The following is a 20,601-nucleotide window of genomic DNA, read 5'->3' on the forward strand; positions in this document are numbered from 1 at the left end:
AGGAAGTGAGCCGATGGGGACGACGTGACCTCCGGAACACGATCCCCGGGCAAGATGTCGCGTCGTGGGCAGAGTGGGGGGCCCACGGCGTACGACTTCCGCCGGCCCGTCAAGCTCTCCCGGGACCACGTCCGCACGCTGCAGACCGCGTTCGAGACGTACGCCCGTAGCTGCGGCACCCTGCTGACCACCCGTCTGCGCGTGGTCAGCAGCGTCACCCTCGCCGCCATCGAGCAGCTCAACTACGACGAGTACGTCGCGTCGCTCTCCAATCCCACCGTGATCGCGGTGGTCGGCCTCGATCCGCTGGACGGCACGGCCCTGATGGAGATGTCCTCCTCGGCCGTGATGACCGCGATCGACCACATGCTCGGCGGCCCCGGCGGACCTCAGCCGGAGCGCCCGCTCACCGAGGTCGAGATGCCACTGCTGCGCGGGTTGCTGGAGCGCATGCTGGGCGAGTTGAGGTACGGCTTCGAGGCGCTGGTCGCCATCCAGCCGAAGCTCAAGGAGATCGAGTACAACGCCCAGTTCCTGCGTGCGCACGCGCCCGGTGATGCCTGCGTGGTCGCCACCTTCGACCTGAAGATCGGCGCCGAGGAATGCCTGGCCAGTATCTGCATGCCGTTCAACATGATCCTGCCGGTGCTGTCCCGCACCGAGGCCGTGGTGCTCAGCGACAAGGAGCGGGCGAGCAAGAACCTGGCGCTGCGCAACCTCACGGCCGGCCTTTTCTCGGCTCCGATCGACGTTGCGGTCCGATTCCAGCCCATTCGTATGCGTACCGATGACATCGTGGACTTACGTCCAGGTGACGTAGTGCCGCTGGGTCACGCCACCAGCCGGCCCCTCGAGGTGACCGTCAACGAGACCGTTTTCGCTCACGCAGTTCCCGGTAATCAGGGCGCCCGGCTCGCCTGTCTCGTGGTGCCGCCGCCCAAGGAGTCGTCCAAGGAGTCAGGCCGCCCATGACCGCGCCCACCATCACCGCGCCGCAGCTCGCGCTCGCCCGGAACGCCGCCGAAGCCGCTCTTGCCGTCCTGCCCACCAGCCGCGCGCTCAGCGTCGCCGCCCCGGTTGCCGCCTCGGCGGACACCGTCATCGACGGCCAGGCGGTCACCGCCAAGTTCAGCGGTGCGGCAAGCGGTGAGGTCGTCGTCGTGGTCGGCCAGGATCTCGCGGACGCGCTCAAGGAGAGCCCGCTCGGCGAGCTCGATCTGACCGCCGCGGTCCGGCCGGCCCTGGAGGCGGCGGCCCGGGTCTTCGGACCGGTGGTCCTCGACCCCGGGCAGGTGATGGAGCCGGGCGTCGCGCTGAGCGCGCTGGCCACCAAGGAAGACGCGGTGGTCGTCCCGCTGGTCGAGGGCGAGGAAGTACGCGCGGTGCTGGCTCTCGCGCTGAGCCCCTGGCCCAGCGAGGAACCGGGCCAGATGGACGTGGCCACCCGGGCGTCGGCGCCGCCGGCCGCGGGAGCGGCACTCACCCGCGGCGGCCTGGACATGCTGCACGACGTCGAGATGGAGGTCTCGGCCGAGCTCGGCCGCACCCGGATGAGCGTGCGCGAACTGCTCTCGCTCAACCCGGGCGCGATCGTCGAACTCGACCGGGCCGCCGGTAGCCCGGCCGACCTGCTCGTCAACGGCCGGCTGATCGCCCGGGGCGAGGTGGTCGTGGTGGATGAGAACTTCGGCATCCGGATCACCGAGATCGTCGCACCGGGCACCGAGCGGGAGTAACGGCCTTGCTCGAGCTCGTCCTGCGGATCGGCTTCTCGCTGCTGGTCGTCCTCGGTCTGATGTGGGCCGTGGCGCGGTTGGTACGCCGGCCGCTGAGTGCCCGCCGGGCGCACGGCGCGCTCGCCGTTCTCAACCGGCAGCAGATCAACCGCAACGCGGAGGTGGCCGTGGTGCGGGTGGCCGATCGCGCGATCATCATCGGGGTCACCGAGGCGCAGGTGAACTTCCTCGGCGAGGCCGACGTCGCCGCCTTCGAGAAGCCCGAGCACGAGGAGCACGTCCCGCTCGAACCGGGCGATCTGCCGGCCGTCCATCCGGCCGGGCCGGGCGCGAACCGGCTGGACCGAACCCTCCTGGAAACGATCCGCGACCGGACATCGAGGCGATAAGCCATGCGACGCGCGATCCTGTTTCTGCTCGCCACGGTCGGCCTGGCGCTGGTGCTGCTGCCCGGCGCCGCGTCCGCCGAGCCAAGACCGGCGCCGAGGGCCCCGGCGATGGCCCCGGCGGTGGTGACCGTCGCGATGCCGGATCGGGTCCCGCAGGCACCGGCGCCGCCGTCGCCCCCCAGCATCAACTTCAACGTCAACGGGACCAACCCGGACGGCAGTAAACCGGCCTCGTCGCTGGTGATCATGCTGGCCCTTACCGTGCTCTCGGTGGCCCCGGCCCTGCTGCTGCTCTGCACGTGTTTCACCAAGGTCTTCATGGTTCTCGGGATCACCCGTAACGCGCTCGGCCTGACCAGCATGCCGCCCAACCAGGTGCTGGCCGGCCTGGCCCTGTTCCTGAGCCTGTTCATCATGGGACCGACCGTTTCGGCCATGAACGAGCAGGGCGTGCAGCCCTACCTCAAGGGCGAGAAGACCCAGTCGCAGGCGTTCGACGCCGGCATCAAGCCGTTGCGCGAATTCATGTGGAAGACCACCCGTGAGGACGAGGTCGGTCTCATGATCAAGCTGTCCGGTTCGGACAAGCCGCGGAACAAGGACGACGTCGAGCTGACCACGCTGATCCCGGCGTTCGTGCTGTCCGAGCTGCGGGCCGCGTTCATCATCGGCTTCGTCATCTTCATCCCGTTCCTGCTGATCGACATGGTGGTCTCCGCCTCCCTGATGTCGCTGGGCATGATGATGCTGCCGCCGGTGACCATCTCGCTGCCGTTCAAACTCCTGCTGTTCGTGATGGTCAACGGATGGGGGTTGATCCTCACGGCGTTGGTGGCGTCCTACCGATGAACTGGAACATCCCGATCGCGGATCTTCTCGCGATCATGCTGGGCTCGGCCCGGACCGGGGCGTTCCTGATGATCTGCCCGCCGTTCAACTCCCGGTTCATCCCCGGCACGGTCAAGGCGCTGCTCTCGGTCGGTCTCACCCTGCCGATGGCGCCGTACCTGCGCGGCACGATTCCCAGCCTGGAGACCGCCGACATCGTCGTCAGCGCGGCCCTGCAGGTCTTCGTGGGCGCCTCGCTCGGCTTCCTGGTGGCGATGATCTTCGCCGCCCTCCAGGCCGCCGGTGACCTGCTCGACCTCTTCGGTGGTTTCACCCTGGCGATGGGCTACGACCCGCTGTCGATGAACCAGAGCTCGGTGTTCGGCCGGTTCTACAACCTGGTGGCGGTCACCATCCTGTTCGCCACCGGGGGTCATCAGATGATCCTGCGCGGGTTCCTGCAGTCGTTCCGGACCATGCCGCTGAACCTGAACTTCGACCTGGCCACGTTCAGTCAGCTGCTGCTCAAGGGCGTTGGCGAGCTGTTCCTGGCGGCCATCCAGATCGCCGGTCCGCTGATCATCGTCCTGTTCCTCACCGACGTGGCGTTCGGCCTGCTCAACCGGGTCGCGCCCGCACTCAACGCGTTCCAGCTCGGGTTCCCCGCCAAGATCTTCGTCCTGTTGCTGCTCTCCGGACTGTCGATCACCACGCTGCCGACGATCATCGAGCACCTGGTCGAGGAGTCGGTCACCGCCGTCCTGAAGTTGACGGGTGGCTGAGGAGGTGACCCGTGTCCGGTGAGAAGACCGAACAACCAACCCCACAAAAGCTGAAAAAGGCCAAACGCGAAGGCCAGATCGGTCGTACGCAGGACATCGGCGCCTGGTTCGGCATGTTGGCCGCCAGCATCATGCTGCCCCGGACGCTCGGCACCGCGATGGACCACGCCGAGGAGCTGGTCTCCCGGATACCCGAGGTGATCGACCGGCCGGAACCGGCCCTGGCCCTGATCATGCTCAAGGACGCGGGGTTCGGCATCGCCTGGGCGGTGCTGCCGCTGTCGCTCACCCTGATGCTGGTCGGCATCGTGTCGGCCGGCGCGCAGGGCGGCATCCGGATCGCGACCAAGCTGTTCATCCCGAAGTTCAACCGGCTCAACCCGCTGCCCGGCATCAAGAAGATGCTCGGGCCGCAGGCCCTCTGGGAAGCGGTCAAAGCCCTGATCAAGACGGGCGTGCTGGCCGCCGTGCTGTACACCACGACCAAGGACCAGATCCCGATCCTGATGACCGCCGGCCAGCTGCAGCTCGGCTCGCTGGTGGCAGCGGTCAAGGACGCCACCATCGGGCTGATCCGGGCCGCCTCGGTGGCCGGCATCGTGATGGCCGCCGCCGACTACTTCGTGGTTCGCCGCCGCACCAACAAGCAGCTGCGGATGACGAAGGAAGAGGTCAAGCAGGAGAACAAGAACGCCGAGGGCGACCCGATGGTCAAGGCCCAGATCCGGGCCCGGCAGATGGCGATGGCCCGCAACCGGCAGATGGCCGACGTGCCGATGGCCGACGTCGTGATGGTCAACCCGACGCACGTGGCCGTGGCGCTGCGGTACGAGCCGACCAAGGGCGCGCCGCGAGTGGTCGCCAAGGGCCAGGGCCCGCTTGCCACCAAGATCCGTGAACTGGCCACCGAGCACCGGGTTCCGCTGGTCCAGGACGTGCCGCTGGCCCGGTCGTTGTACGCCGGCTGCGAGGTCGGCGCGGAGATCCCGGCCGACTTCTACGGCGCGGTAGCCAAGGTGCTGGCGTTCGTGATGAGTCTGAAGGCGCGTGGATCGGCGGCAGGCCTGCACCGCAACCCCAATTCCACCTCAACAGCCGCATAACCGAAAATTTAGGAGATTTCCTCACATGCACCACTCGTACGAGGGAGACTCTCTGCGTGAGGGGTGAGGTACACCCTGTGCCCGGGAAGGTGCCGTGAAAAGCCGCAACCTCAGTCGACTGGCCGTACCCATCGGGGTAATCGGCATCATCATCATGATGGTCGTCCCGTTGCCGACGTTCCTGCTCGACCTGTTGATCGCGCTGAACATCACGGCCGCCCTGCTCATCCTTCTCACCAGCATGTTCGTACAGAAGCCGTTGGACTTCGCGGTTTTCCCGGCACTGCTCCTGGTGGCCACGCTGTTCCGGCTCGCCCTCAACATCAGCGCCACCCGGCTGGTGCTCCGCGACGGTGACGCCGGCAAGGTGATCCACGCGTTCGGCAGCTTCGTGGTCGGTGGCAACCTGGTCATCGGCCTGGTCATCTTCATGATCCTGGTGATCGTGCAGATGGTCGTGGTGACCAAGGGTGCCGAGCGGGTCGCCGAGGTCGGCGCCCGGTTCACCCTCGACGCCATGCCCGGTAAGCAGATGGCGATCGACGCCGACCTCAACGCCGGCCTGATCGACGAGGACCAGGCCAAGAAGCGCCGCGCCGAGGTGGGCGCCGAGGCCGAGTTCTACGGCGCCATGGACGGTGGCTCCAAGTTCGTCAAGGGCGACGCGATCGCGGCGGTCATCATCACCGTGATCAACCTGGTCGGCGGTTTCGCCGTGGGCCTGATCCAGCAGGGCATGTCGGCCGCCGACGCGATGAACCACTACAGCCTGCTGAGTGTCGGCGACGGCCTGGTCTCCCAGGTGCCGGCCCTGCTGCTCTCGGTGGCCACCGGTCTGATCGTGACCCGCTCGGCGACCTCCGGCGACATGGGCACCAGCGTGACCGCCCAGCTCGGTCAGAACAAGCTCGCCCTGCGCATCGCCGGCGGCGCCGCGCTCGCCCTCTGCGTCATCCCCGGCCTGCCCAAGGTCCCGTTCCTGATCGTCGGCGTGATCGTGCTGGTGATCGCGCAGCGGGTCAAGGAGCCGGAGCCGGAGGACGAGATCGCCGCGAAGGCCGCGGCCGCCGAGGCGGTCGACATGCCGGCCCCCGACTCGCCGGAACAGCTGCTCGGCGAGATGCGGGTCGACCCGCTCGAGCTCGCCCTCTCGCCCGACCTCGTCGACCTCGTCGACACCAGCAGCGGCGACCTGCTCGACCGGGTGCGCGCCCTGCGCCGCAAGATGGCCATGGAGCTCGGCGTGATCATGCCGCCGGTGCGCACCCGGGACGACCTGGACCTGCCGCTCTCCTCGTACGCGATCCGGATCTCCGGGGTCGACGCCGGCACCGGCGAAGCCCCACCCGGCACCGTGCTGGCGATCGGCGACGGGCTGCACGGCCTGCCCGGCCGCGCCGGTGTCGAACCAGTCTTCGGCCTGCCCGGCAAGTGGGTGCCGGCCGAACTGCACTACCAGGCCGAGCTCTCCGGAGCGACGGTGGTGGACCGGGCCAGCGTGATCATCACGCACCTGGCCGAAGTGGTGCGCAGCAACGCGAGCCGATTGCTCGGCCGCGAGGACGTCCGGGCGCTGACCGAGATGGTGAAGCGGACGCACCCGGTCGTCGTGGAGGAACTGACCCCGGCCGTGTTGAGCCTCGGTCAGATCCAGAAGGTGCTGCAAGGAATGCTGGACGAGGGCGTGGCCATCCGCGACCTGGTCCGAATCTTCGAGGCGCTCTCGCTGAGAGCGAAGATCTCCGCCGACCAGGACAGCCTGATCGAGGCGGCCCGGGCCGCGCTCGGCCCGGCCATCGCCGCCCAGTACGTCACGGCGAACCGGCTCACGGTGATCACCCTCGATCCCATGCTCGAGCAACAACTGCTCGAATCGTTGCGGCCAAGCGAGACGGGAGCCTTCATGGCGATCGACGGTTTGCGTGCCGAGGCGATCGTCAGCGAGGCCGCTCGCCTGGCCGAGACCGCCGAGCAACAGGGCCTCTCGCCCGTGCTCGCATGCTCGCCACAGCTGCGGCTTCCTCTGATGCGCCTGCTGCGCGCCGGCTCACGCCGGGTGCAGGTGCTGTCGTACGGCGAAATCTCTGGTTCCACAGCACAGATCGAAACGATAGGGGTGGTGAACGGTGCCTACGCGGGTGCTGCTTGAGGGACCGGCCATCGAGCCACTGCTGGCTCAGGTACGTGATGAGTACGGCTCCGGTGTCCGGATCATTTCCGCCGACAAGGTCCGCAGTGGCGGCGTCGGGGGGTTCTTCGCGAAGCAGCATTACGAGCTTTCCGTGGAGGTTCCGGACCCGAACGAGGACAGGAATGAGATGGCGAAACGACCGACCTCGGACAACGGCCACACACTGGAACGACTGCTGGAACGCGCCGAATCGCAGGATCGACTGGACGAGCCGGCCCGCCCGGCGGCTCGGACGGTAACGCCGGCGACCTTCGGCCAGGTTCGACCGGGCGAGACGACGTTCTCCCGGCCGGCCGCTCAAGCCCGGCCGGCTGCGGCACCAAGCCCGGTCGAGGACGACAACTTCGGTGCCGACGAGGGCCGGGGTGCCGCGCACAGCGACACCAATGCGGCCTTCGCCGAACTGATGGCCGGCCTGGACTCCACCGGGCACGCGCCGCTGCCGGACTTCGAACGAAATCCGCCCCGGCCGAAGGCGGGGGTGCCGCTGCGCGGCGAGGACACACCGACGGTGCGTCCGTTCCGGCCGGCCGCGACCACGGAGGCCCCGGTGAATCATCCGCATCCACCGAAGGCGACCGTTCCGGTCGTGTCCGCGCCGCCGGCTCCGGCCGCCGAACCGGTACACGTCGCGCAGCACGCCCAGCCCGCGGAGCACGCTCAGCCGACTCTGGCCGAGCGGATCGGTGGCCTCGGGGCCAGTGCGGTCGAGGTGGACGAGCCGGTGATCGAGGAGCCGATCGAGACACCGGCGACCTCGGCGGCCGCGGCGTTCGGGCTGAAGCCGATCGCGGCGACACCACCACCGGTGGCGGCTCCGGCCGACAGCGACCCGGTGATCCGCAACCTGGTGTCGGTCGGCATGCCGGAATCGATGGCCAGCCGGATCACCGGAGCCGACACGTACGCAGGGGTGCTCAGCGTGCTGGCCGCGCGGCCCTCGGCGCCGGGGATCCCGGACGGGCCGGGCGAGATCCTGGTGCTGGCCGGGGACATCAACCTCGGCGTACCGATCGCGCGGCACCTGCTCGACCAGATCGGCGTACCGGAGAATCACCTTCTCCTCGCCGCGACGTCGACCGCCGGCACCGGCCTGCACTCGTCCCGGCTGATCCCGGGCCGCGAAGCGGCCGAGTCGCGAGTGGACAAGCTGCACAACGCCGAGCAGGCGTGGGTCGTGGTGCTCGACGCACCGGTGGGTGGCACCGACCCGCTCTGGGTCAACGAGATGTGCGACGCGATCGGGGCCACCGCGGTCTGGGCGATCGTCGACGCCACCCGCAAGACCGCCGACACGGCACGCCACCTGCGCACTCTCGGCGAGGTCGAGGCGCTTGTGGTGCACGGCGTGGAGCTCACCCAGGACCCGGCCTCGGTACTCGGCCTGGAACTGCCGATCTTCTCGCTGGACGGTAAGCCGGCCACTCCGCACGCCTGGGCCGCCATGCTCTGCGCGCGGATCGCGACCGACGTGATGCCGGTGGCCGCTCCGCCTCGGCGGGCGTCCCGCACGGTGCGGCCATGATCCGTCCGTCGGTCCTGCTGTTCGCATTCGTGATCAGCGCACCGGCACTGTACCGGTACGTGCTCGACCAGCTGGACCTCACCGACGTGCTGATCAGATTCATCATCGCGGTGCCGATCGCGGCACTGCTTCTGGCCGCACTGCGGTTCGTCACGGCGGGCTACGGACGAAACGGCGATGGTGGGGAAGCCACCGCTGTCACGCCCAGCCCGATGGACGCCGAGAAAACGGCCTGACGAGAACGACGACGCCGGTGGACACCAAGGGTGTCCACCGGCGTCTCGTTCTATCCATCTATTTATGCGTGGATGTCGAGCCGGCTGCTGCCGGGTGCGCGCGGGGTCGTCCGGGCGGGCTCGGCCGGAGCCTCGGGAGTGGCCGGGCCGTTGTCCCGGCGGCCGCCCGGGTAACCCGGTGCCGAGAACTGCTGCCGCTGCTCCTGCTGGGCGGTGCCCTGCCGCAGGTCGAGGTTGCAGTTGCCGAAGCCCGCGTCCTCCAGCTCGCGGCGCAGGTCGCCCAGCGCGTTGCGCAGTGCGTCGTTGCCCGCGTCGGTGGTGCCGGTGAGCTGCAGGTTGATGTCTCCATTGCGGATCTCGGCCACCACCTGGACCGGGCCGAGGTCGGCCGGGTGCAGGTGCACGGTCAGCCGGTGAATGCCGTCGGCCTCCAGCCGTAGCGGCGCGATCCGCATCGCCACCTGGGCGGCGGCGGGCGGCATCGGTGCCTGCGGACTGGGTGGCGGCGGGGTGCCGGCCGCCGGGGCGGCCGGGGCGGTGGGTTGCGGTCCGGAGACTCCGGCGAGACCAGCCTGACCGAGTACGCCGGCCGTAGCCGTCCCGTCGGGGGCGAGTCCGGGTGTCGCGGCCGGGGCCGGCGGCATACCGGTCGGTAGGGCGGTCGCCGCATCCGGACCGGCCCGGTCGGGTGCGGTGCCGGTGGGCGCGGCGGGTGGCGGCTGCGCGCCGGCGTCGGGGGCCGGCGTGGCGTCGGCGGCCGGGGCGGCGGGAACGGGCGGCTGGGACTGCTCCGCGACCGGTGCGGTGGGTACGGCCGGTGCCGTGGCGGCGGCCTGCGCGGCGGCGTCGGCCGGGGCGGGAGTGGCCGGGGCCGGTGGCGTGGGGAGAGCCGCGGCGGCCGGGTTCGGGACGGCCGCGGTGGCCGGCGGCTGCTGGCCCGGAGTGGCCGGCGCGGTCGGCTGGGTGGCGGTGCCGGTCACCCCGGCCTTGCTGAGCTCGGCCGCCGGAGCGGCCGGTACGGTCGGGCCGGTCGGCGTTTTTCCGCTGGTAATTGGCTTGCCGGAGGCGTCCCGTAGGGTCCCGGCCGGCAGCGCGGCGGCCTCGGCCGGGGTGTTCGTGACGGTCTCCTGCGGCCCGGCCGCCGGCGTGGCGGTACCCACAGCCGGCGTGGCGGCGGCCGCGTTCGGTCCGGCGGCGGGCGAGGCGCCACCGACCGCGGAAACCCCGGTGGCCGGGGTCGTGGCGCCCGGGTCGGCCGCAGTCTGCGCCGGTGCTTGCGGCACCGGCGTCGCGGCGAGCTGACCGGCCATCGCGGCGGTGGCCGGACTCGGCTGGGCGGCGGCGGCCTGCGCGGCGTCGGCGGTCGGGGTCGCGGTCGGGTCGGCCGGTTTGGCGTCGGCTGCCTTCGCGTCGTCGGTCTTGGCGGTGTCCTTCGCGTCGGCCGGCTTCTCGGCCGGGCCGGTGTCGGTCTTGGCGTCCACCCTGTCCTCGGTCGACGCGGTGACCTGGTCCTGGTCCTGGTCCGGCCGGCTCTTGTCGGTCCGGCTCCGGTCGGTCCGAGCCCCGTCGTCGGCCGGTCGTCGGCTGGCATCGGGGCGGTCGGCGGCGGCGCGGTCGTCGGCGGCCCGGGCTGCGGCATCCCGTTGCTGGGCACCGCGGTCGTCGGCGGCCCGGTCGGCGGCAGTGCGGGTGACCGCGGCCCGGTCGGCGGCGGTCCGGGTGGCTGCGGCCCGATCGGCGGCGGTGCGGTCGTCGGTGCGGGCTCGGTTGGCGGCCGCGCGGTCGAGCGAGGCCCGGCTGGCGGCGGCGCGGTCGGCCTCGGCCCGGTCGGCACGCTGGGCGGCCGCCCGCTCGGCCGTCGCGGTGGCGCGGTCGGCGGCGTCGCGGTCGGTGGTCCGCCTCGTCGCGCCGGCGTCCTCCTCGGGATCGGGCCGGCCCAGCTCGGCCGAGAGCGCCGAGCCGAACTCGTCGCCCCCGTCCCCGCGCTTGCCGTTCGTCCGGCGTGCGATGTCCGCCGCGGTGGTGCGGTCCGAACCGGTGACGGAACTCGGCGTTTTCATGCGGCTCTCCCTGATCAGGTCGGGGCGGTCGGAGATCAGCCGCCGAGGGCGGCGAGGGCCTTCTGGACCTTCGGCACGTACGCCTGGGTCTCAGCGAACGGCGGGATGCCGTCGTACTTCTTCACCGCGCCGCCACCCGCGTTGTAGGCGGCCAGCGCCAGCGGCACTGACTTGAACTCGCGCAGGTTGCGGGCGAGCAGCTTGGCCCCGCCGAAGATGGCCTGCTCGGGATCGAACGCGTTGTCGACGCCGAGTCCCCTGGCGGTGGACGGCATGAGCTGCATCAGTCCGCGGGCGCCGACCTTGCTGACCGCCTCCGGGTTGTAGCCGGATTCGACCTTGGCGACCGCGGCGAGCAGCTTCGGCGAGACGCCGTACTTGGCGCCGGCCTTGACGAACAGATCGCCGTACGGAACGCCGGCCAGCGCGCTGTTGCCGGAGAGGGCGGCCGGGCGGACCGCGGCCATGTTCTGGGCGGCGACCGAGGCCGAGTCGGTGACCACGCGACGGATCTGGGTGGGCGTCTCCCACACCTTCTGGATCTTGACGTGGTCGCCCGGCTTCGGCGCCGCGATCATCTTGTTGTCGCCGAGGTAGATGCCGACGTGGTCGACCGGGGAGTCGAAAGCCAGGATGTCACCCGGCTTCGCCTCGGCCAGGCCGGCCACCGGCTCGCCCGCCTTGGCCTGCTGCCAGGAGTTGCGGGGGAGCTGGATGCCCAGGTCGGCGTAGGCGCGCTGGACCAGGCCGGAGCAGTCCAGGCCCTTGTCGGGGTTGGTGCTGCCGAAGACGTACGGGGTGCCGAGGTACTTCTTGGCCGCGGCCACCACGTCGTCGCCGGAGGTGCCACCGCCGATGGCCGGCACCGGGGCGCCGGTCGCGTCGGTGAGCATCGAGGCGAAGCTCGCGTCGCCGGTCGGGCCCTTCTTGGTGGTCACCGTGCCGGCCGAGGCCGGGTCGGTGGTGAGCGGGGTGAGGCCGAGCTGGCTCTGCAGCTGCTGAATGCGGGAGAGAACTCCACTGACACCCAGGCTCATGCTCTTAGCTCCCGTCGGTCAGGCCGCGAGCGGCGTTACGCGCCTTGGAAGTGGTGGCCAGCTCGTCCAGCGTCGCCTGGTCGGTCCGCAGGTCGTGGGCGCGAACGAGCTCGGCGTGCCGCTCGGCCATCATCTCGACGGCCCGGCGGCGCTTGGCGGCGTCGGCGAGGATGGCGACCCGCTCCCGCTCGACCTCCTCGGCGTCGGTCACCATGCGCTGCGCGTCGAACAGGCTGGCGGCCAGCGACTGGCGGGCGACAAGCGAGGCGACCATGGCCCGGGCCGTGCCCTCGCTCGGTGCCTCGGCGCCGACCAGCTGAAGGTTGCGGCGTTTCACCAGAGCCTGGGCATCGCGAATCTCGGCGCGCGACAGATTGACGGCACCACGGGCGGCGTCCTCCTGCGCCTTGCGGGCACGGAGCACGGGTGCGAGTCCGAAGATGCGTTTCAAGGTTGGGCCCTCCAAGCGGTGGTCCGGTTCGGGACTCCCTCATATGAAGGGATCGGCCTCACTCCGCGTTCGCTGAGTGCTGCACCCGACCTGCACCTGAGCTGGAAATCGCCGGCTCTCAAGTCGCCGTTACCAGGGCGTGCAGCTGGGCCCAGGATTCGACCGGGTTGACCCGTTCGTCCATGTCCTGGCGCAGGAAGGCGGTGATGACCGGCCACAGGGCGTTGGCGCGGTCGGCCTCCGGGTTGGTGCCCGGCACGTAGGCGCCGATCTCGACCAGCTCGCGTACCTCGCGGTGGGCGGCCATCAGGCGGCGCAGCTCGGTGGCGTCGGCGCGTTGCTCCCGCGAGGTGATCCGGTTGGCTACCCGGGAGATCGAGTCGAGCGCCTGGATCGCCGGGAAGTGGCCGGCGGTGGCCAGTTTGCGGTCGAGCACCACGTGACCGTCGAGGATCGAGCGGGCCGCGTCGGCGATCGGCTCGTTGTGGTCGTCGCCCTCCACCAGCACGGTGTAGAGGCCGGTGATGCTGCCCCGGGCTCCGGGCCCGGCCCGTTCCAGCAGCGAGGCGAGCATGGCGAAGACCGACGGCGGATAACCCCGGGTGGCCGGTGGCTCGCCGACCGACAGGCCGACCTCACGCTGCGCCATGGCCGCCCGGGTCACGCTGTCCATCAGCAGCAGCACGTCATGCCCGTCATCCCGGTAATACTCGGCGATCCGGGTGGCCACCGCTCCGGCCCGCAACCGCACCAGCGGTGCCGCGTCCGAGGTCGCGATCACCACGACCGATCGGGCCAGTCCTTCCGGGCCGAGGTCGTGCTCGATGAACTCGCGCACCTCCCGGCCGCGCTCACCGACCAGCGCGACCACGTTGATCTCGGCCGAGGTGCCCCGGGTGATCATGCTCATCAGGCTGGACTTACCGACGCCGGAACCGGCGAAGATGCCGATCCGCTGCCCCCGCCCGCAGGGCACGAGCGTGTCCAGCACGCGTACCCCCAGGGGCATGGGTTTGTCGACCAGTTGCCGTTCCATCGCCGATGGCGGCGCCGCCTCGATGCTGACCAGTTCGCCGCGCAACGGCGGGCCGCCGTCCATCGGCCGGCCCAGGCCGTCCAGGATCCGGCCGCGCAGATCCGGGCCGACCGCGACCCGCAGCGGGGCGCCGGTGTTGGTCACCGGCGTGCCGGCGCCGATCCCGGTCAGCGGGCCGAGCGGCAGGCAGGAGAGCTGCTGGCCGTCGAGCGCGGCCACCTCCGCGAAGATCGCCTCCGGGCCCTCGCCCATCTGCACCAGGTCACCCACCCGGGCCTGCAGCCCACTCACGGTGACCCGCAGACCGACGGCGCCGGTGACCCGGCCTCGGGTGAGCGGTTTGGCCGCGGTCACCGCCGCCGACATCCGTTGCCGGAACAGGTCAGTCATGGGAAACCCCACTCCCTCAGAGCCGCAGCGCCTCCCGGGCGCGGGCGACCGCGGCCCCGATGGTGGCGTCCACCGACGCCATGCCGGTGTCGGCGAGGGCGTCGCCGGGTCGCAGCTTGGCGTCCGGGCGCAGGATGACCCGGCGCCCCTCGTAGTCGAAGTCGGCCGGCCCGTCGCCGATCAGCGTCTGGTAGTCGGCCGGGCAGAGGCTGACCGTCAGGGAACCGGCCTCCGGCGCGGCCGCCATGGCCCGGCGCAGTGCGTCGGCACCGCGTCGTTGCTCGTCGTCCAGGGTGCGGCCGACGATCGCCTCGGCCAGCTCGAAGGCGTGCGCGAGCACCACCTCCTGCAGCTCGGTGAAGCTCGGCATGAGCTGGGTCTCCAGCGCGGTGACGGCGCGGCCGAGCGCGTTCACGGCCTGCGCCAGCGAGGCGTTCCGGCGCTGTTCGTGGGCCTGTTCGGAGGCGCGGGCGCGGGCCACTCCGTCCTCGGCGGCGGCCGCGGCCTCGCGCTGGCCCTGCGCCCAGCCCTCGGCGTAACCGGCGACCCGGGCCTGCTCGCGAGCCTTTGCCGAGGTCCCGCCGCCCGGCGCCAGTTCGACGCCGAACTGGGCGGCCTCGGCCGACTCGGCGATGGCACCGCGCAGCAACGGTGAGCGGGACTCAGGCGATGAGCTCATCGGCCTCGCCGCCGCGCTGGACCTCGATCTGGCCGGAGTCCTCGAGCGAGCGGATCACCGAGACGATCTTCGCCTGGGCCTCCTCGACCATCTTGACCTTGACCGGGCCGAGCAGGTCGATCTCCTCGAGCAGGTTCTCCCGGCCGCGCTCGGACAGGTTCTTGGTGATCTTGTCGCGGACCGTCTCGGGCACACCCTTGAGCGCGGTGGCCAGGTCGGCCGGCTCGACCTGCCGCAGCACCAGCTGCACGGCACGGTCCTCGAGGTTGACGACGTCCTCGAACATGAACATCCGCCGCCGGATCTCCTCGGCCAGCTCGGGGCTGCGGGCGTCCAGGGCTTCCAGGATGAGTCGTTCGGTGGTGCGGTCGGCCCGGTTGATGATCTCCACCAGGGGCTGGAGGCCGCCGATCGTGGAGAGCTCGTCCGGCTGGAGCACGGTGGAGAGCTTGCGCTGCAGGGCCGCCTCGACCTGCCGGATGATCTCGGGGGAGGTGCGGTCCATCACCGCGATCCGGTGCGCCACCTCGGTCTGCACCTCGAGCGAGAGGCCGGCCAGGATCGCCGAGGCGAGCGCGGCCGGGATGTGCGCGAGGATCAGCGCGATCGTCTGCGGGTGTTCGTACTGCACGTAGGAGAGCAGCTGCCGGGGGTCGGCGTGGCTGAGGAAGTTGAACGGGATGTCGTTCATCGAGGCTTCGAGGCGATCCAGGATCAACGCCGCGCGTTCCTTACCGAGCGACGCCTCGAGCAGCTCGCGGGCGTAGTCCATGCCGCCGGAGCCGGCGTACCGGGTGGTCGCCATGGCGTAGAACTCGTCCATCACGTCGTCGACGACAGTTGGTTCGAGTTTGCCCAGCCGAGCGATCTCGGCCGAGATCAACTCGACCTCTTTCTCCGACATGCTGGACATGATCTGCGCGGAATGTTCTTTGCCGAACTGGACCAGCATGATCGCGGCCTTGCGCACGCCCGTCATCGACAGCGTCGTTAGCTGCGGTGTGCTCAACGCGTACTCTCCTCAGCCCGTCGGCGAAACTCATCTGCGTTACCAAGCGGAGCGAAAAGGGCGGTCGGCGGAAGCCGACCGCCCATCTCGTCGGATCAGTGCACCGGCGCGTCGGCGGCGAGCCAGCCGCGCAGCAGCACTGCCATCTCCTCAGGCTGATCTTTGACCATCTGCTCGATCTCGCGCACGCGTTCATCTCGAGCTTCCCCGTCCGCGTAGCTTTCCGGGGCCGCTTCCAGCATCTGGGCCGGAATCGCACTGTTCAGTTCCGCCAGCCGTTGCTGCTCGAGCGCGGCCTGCATGTCCTCCAGATGCTTCCGCTCCTCCGGGGTCAGTGCCTTGCGCTTCTTGGAGCGGCGGCTCGCCCGCCAGGCCAGGAAGAGCAGCGCCAGGACGACCGCGGCGAGCGCGCCGGTCTTGATCAGCGTCATCTGCTTGGCGGTCTGGTCGGCCACCGCGGCGCTGTTCAGGGCCTGCTGGGCCGCCTGGGCGGCGCTGGTGGAGAACGGCATGGCGCTGACCGCGATGGTGTCGCCGCGGGTCGCGTCGATGCCGGCCGCCGCGCTGACCAGCTGCTGCACCTGGGCCGGGTCGACGGTGCCGGCCGTGGTGCTGTCCAGCAGGACGGCCACGTTCAGCTTCTTGATGCTGCCGGGAGCGCTCTTACGGGCCTCGGTGGTCTCGTTGATCGCGTTCTGCTTGGCGGAATTGCTGTTCTCGTACTGACCGGTTCCGGTGGTGCCGGTGGTGCAGCCGGGGCCGGAGATGTTGTCCGGGCCGAGGACGCCGCCCGCGCAGTTGCCGGCGTTGTTGTACGCCTCGCGGCTGTTGGTCTCGGAGAGGGCCGGCAGCGACGGGTCGGAGTTGTAGGTCTTGCTGTTCGTCGTCGTCTGGTCGAAGTCCAGCTCGGCGGTGGTGGTGACGACCGCGTGCCCGGCACCGACCACGCTGTCCAGCATGTTCTGCAGCGAGTTGTTCATCCGGTTCTGGAAGGCGACGGTCTGCGACTCGCTGCCGCTGTCCCCGCCGGTGCCGACCGCCGCGCCGCCACCGGTCGACAGGATCTTGCCGTCCGCGCCGGCCACGGTGATCTCGGTCGGATCGAGGCCCTCGACGCTGGAGGCGACCAGGTGCACGATGGACTGCACCTGCTGGCTGGTCAGCGGAGAAGTCGAGCTCGAGGCGACCAGGACCGAGGCGGTCGGCTGGTCCTGGTCGTCGGCGAAGACGTCCTTCTGCGGGATGACGAGGTGCACCGTGGCCGCCTCGACACCGTCAATCGACTTGATCGTGTTGGAGAGCTCGCCCTCGAGCGCCCGCTGGTAGTTCGTGTGCTGCATGAAGTCGCTGGTGGTGATGCCCTGCTTGTCGAGCAGGGAGTAACCGGTTCCGGCATCGCCGGGCAGGCCCTCGCCGCTCAGCGACAGCCGCAGGGTGTTCACCTGGTCCTGCGGCACGAGCACCGTCTGGCCGTCGTTCGCCAGTTCGTACTTCGTGCCGGCCTTCTGCAGCGACTCGACGATCGCGCTGGCGTCCTTGGTCGACAGGTTGTTGAACAGAATGGAGTACGTCGGTTTCGACGCCCAGGTGGCGAAGAAGTAGGCGCCGACGACAAGAGCGATCACCGCCGCGAGGGTGACGGCCTTCTGGCCCGGCGTGAAAGACCGGAAGGTGTCCGTGACGCGGCGGACCGGAGCGGGAAGGCGGTCGGTCATGTCAGGCCTGCATCCTCATGATCTCTTGGAACGCTTCCACGGCCTTGTTGCGGACGGCCAGCGTGAGCTGGAGACCGAGCTGGGCCTCGGTGGCAGCCATGGTGTACTGCGCCGGGTCCTGCAGGGTTCCGTCGGCGACCTGGACCGCCAGGTCACTGGCCTTCGACTGCGAGGCTTGCACGCTCTCCAGACCCTTTGACAGCATGCTGGTGAAGCTCTCGCTGGGACCGTTGACCGCCTCGGCGGCGTTCGTCGCCGGGGTGGATCCGGCCAGACCGGCGACGCTGGACACCGAGTCCAGGCCGCCTACCGCGGAAAATCCGCTGATGGCACTGATCGGCGAGATCATCTAGCTCACTTCCCCAGGTTGATCGCGGCGGCGTAGGAGTCCTTGGCGCGGTCGACGACCGCGAGGTTTGCCTGGTAGGCGCGCTGGGCCATCATCATCTGGGCCATCTGGCTGCCCAGGTCGATGTCCGGTTTGCGGACGTAACCCTCGGTGTCGGCCAGCGGGTTGTCCGGCTCGTAGGTGAGTACGCCCTGGGCGCTGCTCATGGCCACGCCGCCGACCTGGGCACCGTTGCCGTCCGCCGCTTCCTGGGCGACGACGTACCGGGCCTGGAAAGCCTTCTCGGACGTACGGCTGGTGTTGTCCATGTTGGCGATGTTGTCGGACACCGCGTCCAGCCACTTGCGGTAGACGGTCACGCCGGAGCCGGCGACGCCGATGGCGTTGAAGGTGCTCATTTATCAGGCCCCCTTGATCGCGTCGCGCAGCATCGAGTACTTGGTATCCATGGCCCGCAGCGTCAGCTGGTAGCGCATCGTGGTGTCGATGTGCGACAGCGTCTCCTCGTCGAGGTTGACGTTGCTGCCGTTGAGGCGGGTCGGCTCGAGCGAATCCTGGACGCTCGGGGAAACGCTCGAGGGCGACTCGCCCTTGGCGATCGCGCCGTGCAGCGCCTGCTCGAATTCCACCTTACGGGCCCGGTAGCCGGGGGTTTCGATGTTTGCGATGTTGTTCGCGATGGCGGTCTGCCGCGCAGCGAGACCGGCGGCGGCAACGCGCAGGGAGGATGACGAGACGTCGTCGAACACAGCAGCTCCTTGGAGGTCAGTCCAAGCGCCGATCCGTGGCTTTTCGGTGAGCAATCCGTTGCTCGTAACATGCAGTTCGGCCCGACCGGTGATCCGCTGAGCGTGTAACGGTTGCCGCGAGGTTGCACACAAAAGTCCCGGAACCCCATCCGGGGCTCCGGGACCTCATTGCCTGGCTACATGGCTCGGTCTACGTACACCGGGCGTTTGATCGCCTCGCCGGTCTCGATTCGGGCCGTCATCGCGGTCTGCCGGCGGTTCGACGTCAGTCGCCGGGCGATCTCCTCGGCCACCTTCAGCTGCCGGGTGAGGATCTCGTCCGCGCGTGGCTTGAGTTCCAGTGGCAGCGCGCCGAGCTCGGTCGGCGGCCGCCACAGATCAGCCGGCGGCGTCTCGGCATGGCGATGCTCGTCGGCGAGCATCGCCTCGACGCGAGCGACGTCCAACTCGAGCTCGTCCAGAGCGTCGATCCAGGCGCCGTTCCAGTCCATGGTCAGCCGGCGACCGCCGCGGCGGCCGCCTCTCGCCAGGTGTCGCGCAGCGGCTCGGCCAGGTTGCGGATGGCGGCCACCCGGTCGGCGTCCCGGGCGATGTTCGCGCCGATCAGCTCGGTGAGCATCCAGCCGTAGATGTTGGCCAGGGCCGGTGCGCCGGACCAGGCTTCCACGTCCAGGCTGGTGCGCAGCTCGATGACGATCTCCTGAGCGTGGGTGACCTTGTCGTGCGCCGCCTCCCGGTCGCCGTCGCGCAGCGCCTGCTCGGCCTGCATGAGGTCGAGCACGAGGCGGTCGTACAGCATCAGCAGGAGCTTGGCGGGTGAGGCGGTGTTGATGGAGTCCTGCAGGTAACGGTCACGCAGGTGCGGGGCGGCGCTCATCGGTCTCCTCGGTCAACGCTGTGGTGGCTGGTCAGGGCGAGGCGTGCGGGTCAGCCGAGGCCGGCGAGCTGGCCGGCCAGCCAGGTGGACTGGTTCTTCAGATTGCCGAGGGAAACCTCGAGGTTGGAGTACTGCTTCTGCAGCGCGAGCTTCTTGGCCGCGAGCCTGATATCCCAGTTGCTGATCTGGGTGGTGAGGCTGTCGATCTCGTTGTTGCGCCCGGTGATCACCGACTTGAGGTTGGTGGTCATCGTGGTGGTCAACTTCTCGATCTGCGTGCCGAGCTTCTGGCCGGCTTCCTTCACCTTGTCGGGGTTGGTGGCATAGGCGTTGAGGAACTCGGACCGGCTGAACTTGAGCTGGCCGTCCTGCTGCAGCTCGATACCGAGGTTCTTGAGCGACTTGATTTTGTCGGTGACATCCGCGCCGCCGGCCGCCTCCTCCGACCAGTCCAGGCCGAGGCTGATCGAGCCGAGGATCTTCGTCGAGATGTCCCGGACCGAGAAGTCGCCGGTCAGCGGCGAGCCGGTCTTGGTCGACGGGTCGTACGCGGTCTGGGTGGAGATCTCGGTGAGGGAGGCGTTGGCGGCGTCGACAAACGCCTGCATCTTGTCGGCGATCGCCCCGGTGTCGTTGTTGACGTCGATGGTGACGTCGTTTTCCTTCTTCGAGACGGTGAGCGTCACGCCGTTCATCAGGCCGGTGAAGGTGTTCGTGTCGCTGGTAACCGTGTAGGTGCTGGTGCCGCCGCCCTCGACCTCGATCGTGGCGCTCTTGGCCTCGGTGGTCTCCGGCGAGGTGCCGCCGACGCCCAGCCCGTCCAGCCCGGTGAGGGTGAAGCCGTTGCTGGCGCCCGACTTGCGGCCGGTGAGCTGCAGAACGCCCTCGCTGGACGACGTCTTCATGACGTACGCCGAGACGCCCGCGTCGGAGTCGTTGATCGCCTTGGCGATACCGGCCGCCGACTTGTCCTTGCTGATGTCGATGTCGTACTGCTTGCCGGCCGTGGTGGTGATCGAGATCGTGTCGGGCGCCGAGGTCAGCTGGGCGGGGGTGGTGTCCAGCGTGCCGTCGTTGTCGGCGTCCTCGAAGGTGGTCACCTTCATCGTGGTGGCCTGCTTGCTGGCCAGCGAGGTGACGTCGAAGGTGAGGCTGCCGGTGGTGGCGCTGAGGTTGGTGGAGGTGCTCACGGCGACCGAGGACGAGCTCGAGGTGGCCGAGATGGCGCGCCAGGTGCCGAGCTGGGTCAACGCGCTGGCCGCGCTCTTGTAGGCGGAGACCTTGGAGTTCACCGACTGGTACGAGGCCACGGCGGTCTGCGCCGAGGTGACCTTGGCCTTGAGACGGTTCTGCGGGGCCTGCTCGACCTGCATGAGCTGGCTGATCACCGACGAGGTGCTCATGCCGCTGACGAGTCCGTCAACAGAGCTTGACGACACGGTGGCCTGCCTTTCGGTGC

22 protein-coding genes are annotated in these 20,601 nt (G+C 69.7%); 9 read left to right on the plus strand and 13 right to left on the minus strand.

The window, feature by feature from the left end; all coding sequences use genetic code 11:
- Positions 1 to 24: 24 nt before the first annotated feature.
- The 9 genes from Ate02nite_RS34580 (at position 25) to Ate02nite_RS34620 (ending at position 8,790) form a co-directional block, all read left to right on the plus strand.
- Complete coding sequence (locus tag Ate02nite_RS34580; protein WP_239147931.1) at positions 25 to 972, plus strand: flagellar motor switch protein FliM; 948 nt, start codon at positions 25 to 27, stop codon at positions 970 to 972.
- A complete protein-coding gene (gene fliN, locus Ate02nite_RS34585) occupies positions 969 to 1,736 on the plus strand; it encodes a flagellar motor switch protein FliN (protein ID WP_203812103.1) in 768 nt (255 codons plus the stop codon). The genes Ate02nite_RS34580 and fliN overlap by 4 nt, the downstream gene beginning before the upstream one ends.
- A 5-nt stretch (positions 1,737 to 1,741) precedes the next feature.
- Positions 1,742 to 2,125, plus strand: a complete 384-nt coding sequence (locus tag Ate02nite_RS34590) for a FliO/MopB family protein (protein WP_203812104.1) — start codon at positions 1,742 to 1,744, stop codon at positions 2,123 to 2,125.
- A gap of 3 nt (positions 2,126 to 2,128) precedes the next feature.
- Positions 2,129 to 2,974 (plus strand): flagellar type III secretion system pore protein FliP, encoded by an 846-nt coding sequence (gene fliP / locus Ate02nite_RS34595; protein ID WP_203812105.1) that lies wholly within the window; start codon positions 2,129 to 2,131, stop codon positions 2,972 to 2,974.
- A complete protein-coding gene (locus tag Ate02nite_RS34600) occupies positions 2,971 to 3,735 on the plus strand; it encodes a flagellar biosynthetic protein FliR (protein ID WP_203812106.1) in 765 nt (254 codons plus the stop codon). Before fliP ends, Ate02nite_RS34600 begins: the two co-directional genes overlap by 4 nt.
- Positions 3,736 to 3,746: 11 nt before the next feature.
- A complete protein-coding gene (locus Ate02nite_RS34605) occupies positions 3,747 to 4,838 on the plus strand; it encodes an EscU/YscU/HrcU family type III secretion system export apparatus switch protein (RefSeq protein WP_203812107.1) in 1,092 nt (363 codons plus the stop codon).
- Between the two features lie 94 nt (positions 4,839 to 4,932).
- Positions 4,933 to 6,987, plus strand: a complete 2,055-nt coding sequence (locus Ate02nite_RS34610) for a flagellar biosynthesis protein FlhA (RefSeq protein ID WP_203812108.1) — start codon at positions 4,933 to 4,935, stop codon at positions 6,985 to 6,987.
- Positions 6,965 to 8,554, plus strand: coding sequence for a hypothetical protein (locus Ate02nite_RS34615; protein ID WP_203812109.1), 1,590 nt, complete (start codon positions 6,965 to 6,967; stop codon positions 8,552 to 8,554). Before Ate02nite_RS34610 ends, Ate02nite_RS34615 begins: the two co-directional genes overlap by 23 nt.
- Positions 8,551 to 8,790 (plus strand): hypothetical protein, encoded by a 240-nt coding sequence (locus tag Ate02nite_RS34620; protein WP_203812110.1) that lies wholly within the window; start codon positions 8,551 to 8,553, stop codon positions 8,788 to 8,790. The genes Ate02nite_RS34615 and Ate02nite_RS34620 overlap by 4 nt, the downstream gene beginning before the upstream one ends.
- Positions 8,791 to 8,852: 62 nt before the next feature.
- On the opposite strand, the gene Ate02nite_RS34625 is transcribed toward Ate02nite_RS34620, so the two are convergent.
- From Ate02nite_RS34625 to fliD, 13 genes are all read right to left on the minus strand, one after another.
- Complete coding sequence (locus Ate02nite_RS34625) at positions 8,853 to 10,850, minus strand: flagellar hook-length control protein FliK (protein ID WP_203812111.1); 1,998 nt, start codon at positions 10,848 to 10,850, stop codon at positions 8,853 to 8,855.
- 35 nt (positions 10,851 to 10,885) lie between these two features.
- On the minus strand, positions 10,886 to 11,887 hold the full coding sequence (locus Ate02nite_RS34630; protein ID WP_203812112.1) for a transglycosylase SLT domain-containing protein: 1,002 nt from the start codon (positions 11,885 to 11,887) through the stop codon (positions 10,886 to 10,888).
- A 4-nt stretch (positions 11,888 to 11,891) separates the two neighbouring features.
- Entirely contained in the window at positions 11,892 to 12,338 is a 447-nt protein-coding gene (locus tag Ate02nite_RS34635) for a flagellar FliJ family protein (RefSeq protein WP_203812113.1), read from the minus strand.
- 118 nt (positions 12,339 to 12,456) lie between these two features.
- A complete protein-coding gene (locus Ate02nite_RS34640; protein WP_203812114.1) occupies positions 12,457 to 13,764 on the minus strand; it encodes a FliI/YscN family ATPase in 1,308 nt (435 codons plus the stop codon).
- Positions 13,765 to 13,780: 16 nt separating this feature from the next.
- Positions 13,781 to 14,443 carry a FliH/SctL family protein gene (locus tag Ate02nite_RS34645; RefSeq protein WP_239147932.1) on the minus strand — a complete coding sequence of 221 codons (663 nt, stop codon included), beginning with the start codon at positions 14,441 to 14,443 and terminating at the stop codon, positions 13,781 to 13,783.
- Positions 14,427 to 15,452 carry a flagellar motor switch protein FliG gene (gene fliG, locus Ate02nite_RS34650; protein ID WP_203812115.1) on the minus strand — a complete coding sequence of 342 codons (1,026 nt, stop codon included), beginning with the start codon at positions 15,450 to 15,452 and terminating at the stop codon, positions 14,427 to 14,429. The genes Ate02nite_RS34645 and fliG overlap by 17 nt, the downstream gene beginning before the upstream one ends.
- Before the next feature lie 95 nt (positions 15,453 to 15,547).
- A complete protein-coding gene (gene fliF, locus Ate02nite_RS34655; RefSeq protein ID WP_203812116.1) occupies positions 15,548 to 17,167 on the minus strand; it encodes a flagellar basal-body MS-ring/collar protein FliF in 1,620 nt (539 codons plus the stop codon).
- 1 nt (position 17,168) lies between these two features.
- Complete coding sequence (gene fliE, locus Ate02nite_RS34660; protein WP_203812117.1) at positions 17,169 to 17,516, minus strand: flagellar hook-basal body complex protein FliE; 348 nt, start codon at positions 17,514 to 17,516, stop codon at positions 17,169 to 17,171.
- Positions 17,517 to 17,521: 5 nt separating this feature from the next.
- Positions 17,522 to 17,914 carry a flagellar basal body rod protein FlgC gene (locus tag Ate02nite_RS34665; protein ID WP_203812118.1) on the minus strand — a complete coding sequence of 131 codons (393 nt, stop codon included), beginning with the start codon at positions 17,912 to 17,914 and terminating at the stop codon, positions 17,522 to 17,524.
- Between the two features lie 3 nt (positions 17,915 to 17,917).
- Positions 17,918 to 18,265: a flagellar basal body rod protein FlgB gene (gene flgB / locus Ate02nite_RS34670; RefSeq protein WP_203812119.1), complete on the minus strand. Its 348-nt coding sequence runs from the start codon at positions 18,263 to 18,265 to the stop codon at positions 17,918 to 17,920.
- A 176-nt stretch (positions 18,266 to 18,441) separates the two neighbouring features.
- Positions 18,442 to 18,756 carry a hypothetical protein gene (locus tag Ate02nite_RS34675; RefSeq protein ID WP_239147933.1) on the minus strand — a complete coding sequence of 105 codons (315 nt, stop codon included), beginning with the start codon at positions 18,754 to 18,756 and terminating at the stop codon, positions 18,442 to 18,444.
- A gap of 2 nt (positions 18,757 to 18,758) precedes the next feature.
- Positions 18,759 to 19,142, minus strand: a complete 384-nt coding sequence (gene fliS / locus Ate02nite_RS34680) for a flagellar export chaperone FliS (RefSeq protein WP_203812120.1) — start codon at positions 19,140 to 19,142, stop codon at positions 18,759 to 18,761.
- A 50-nt stretch (positions 19,143 to 19,192) separates the two neighbouring features.
- Positions 19,193 to 20,545, minus strand: a complete 1,353-nt coding sequence (gene fliD / locus Ate02nite_RS34685; protein ID WP_203812121.1) for a flagellar filament capping protein FliD — start codon at positions 20,543 to 20,545, stop codon at positions 19,193 to 19,195.
- Positions 20,546 to 20,601: the final 56 nt, after the last annotated feature.

The organism is Paractinoplanes tereljensis (assembly GCF_016862435.1).
In the GTDB taxonomy this organism is placed as follows: domain Bacteria; phylum Actinomycetota; class Actinomycetes; order Mycobacteriales; family Micromonosporaceae; genus Actinoplanes; species Actinoplanes tereljensis.

Coding starts and splice junctions, on each gene's coding strand:
- fliD (WP_203812121.1), bottom strand. CDS start 20,545: ATGAGCACCTCGTCGGTGATCAGCCAGCTCATGCAGGTCGAGCAGGCC.
- Ate02nite_RS34640 (WP_203812114.1), bottom strand. CDS start 13,764: ATGACTGACCTGTTCCGGCAACGGATGTCGGCGGCGGTGACCGCGGCC.
- Ate02nite_RS34625 (WP_203812111.1), bottom strand. CDS start 10,850: ATGAAAACGCCGAGTTCCGTCACCGGTTCGGACCGCACCACCGCGGCG.
- Ate02nite_RS34600 (WP_203812106.1), top strand. CDS start 2,971: ATGAACTGGAACATCCCGATCGCGGATCTTCTCGCGATCATGCTGGGC.
- fliP (WP_203812105.1), top strand. CDS start 2,129: ATGCGACGCGCGATCCTGTTTCTGCTCGCCACGGTCGGCCTGGCGCTG.
- Ate02nite_RS34675 (WP_239147933.1), bottom strand. CDS start 18,756: ATGGACTGGAACGGCGCCTGGATCGACGCTCTGGACGAGCTCGAGTTG.
- Ate02nite_RS34645 (WP_239147932.1), bottom strand. CDS start 14,443: ATGAGCTCATCGCCTGAGTCCCGCTCACCGTTGCTGCGCGGTGCCATC.
- Ate02nite_RS34665 (WP_203812118.1), bottom strand. CDS start 17,914: ATGAGCACCTTCAACGCCATCGGCGTCGCCGGCTCCGGCGTGACCGTC.
- fliN (WP_203812103.1), top strand. CDS start 969: ATGACCGCGCCCACCATCACCGCGCCGCAGCTCGCGCTCGCCCGGAAC.
- fliF (WP_203812116.1), bottom strand. CDS start 17,167: ATGACCGACCGCCTTCCCGCTCCGGTCCGCCGCGTCACGGACACCTTC.
- Ate02nite_RS34630 (WP_203812112.1), bottom strand. CDS start 11,887: ATGAGCCTGGGTGTCAGTGGAGTTCTCTCCCGCATTCAGCAGCTGCAG.
- fliE (WP_203812117.1), bottom strand. CDS start 17,516: ATGATCTCGCCGATCAGTGCCATCAGCGGATTTTCCGCGGTAGGCGGC.
- Ate02nite_RS34620 (WP_203812110.1), top strand. CDS start 8,551: ATGATCCGTCCGTCGGTCCTGCTGTTCGCATTCGTGATCAGCGCACCG.
- fliS (WP_203812120.1), bottom strand. CDS start 19,142: ATGAGCGCCGCCCCGCACCTGCGTGACCGTTACCTGCAGGACTCCATC.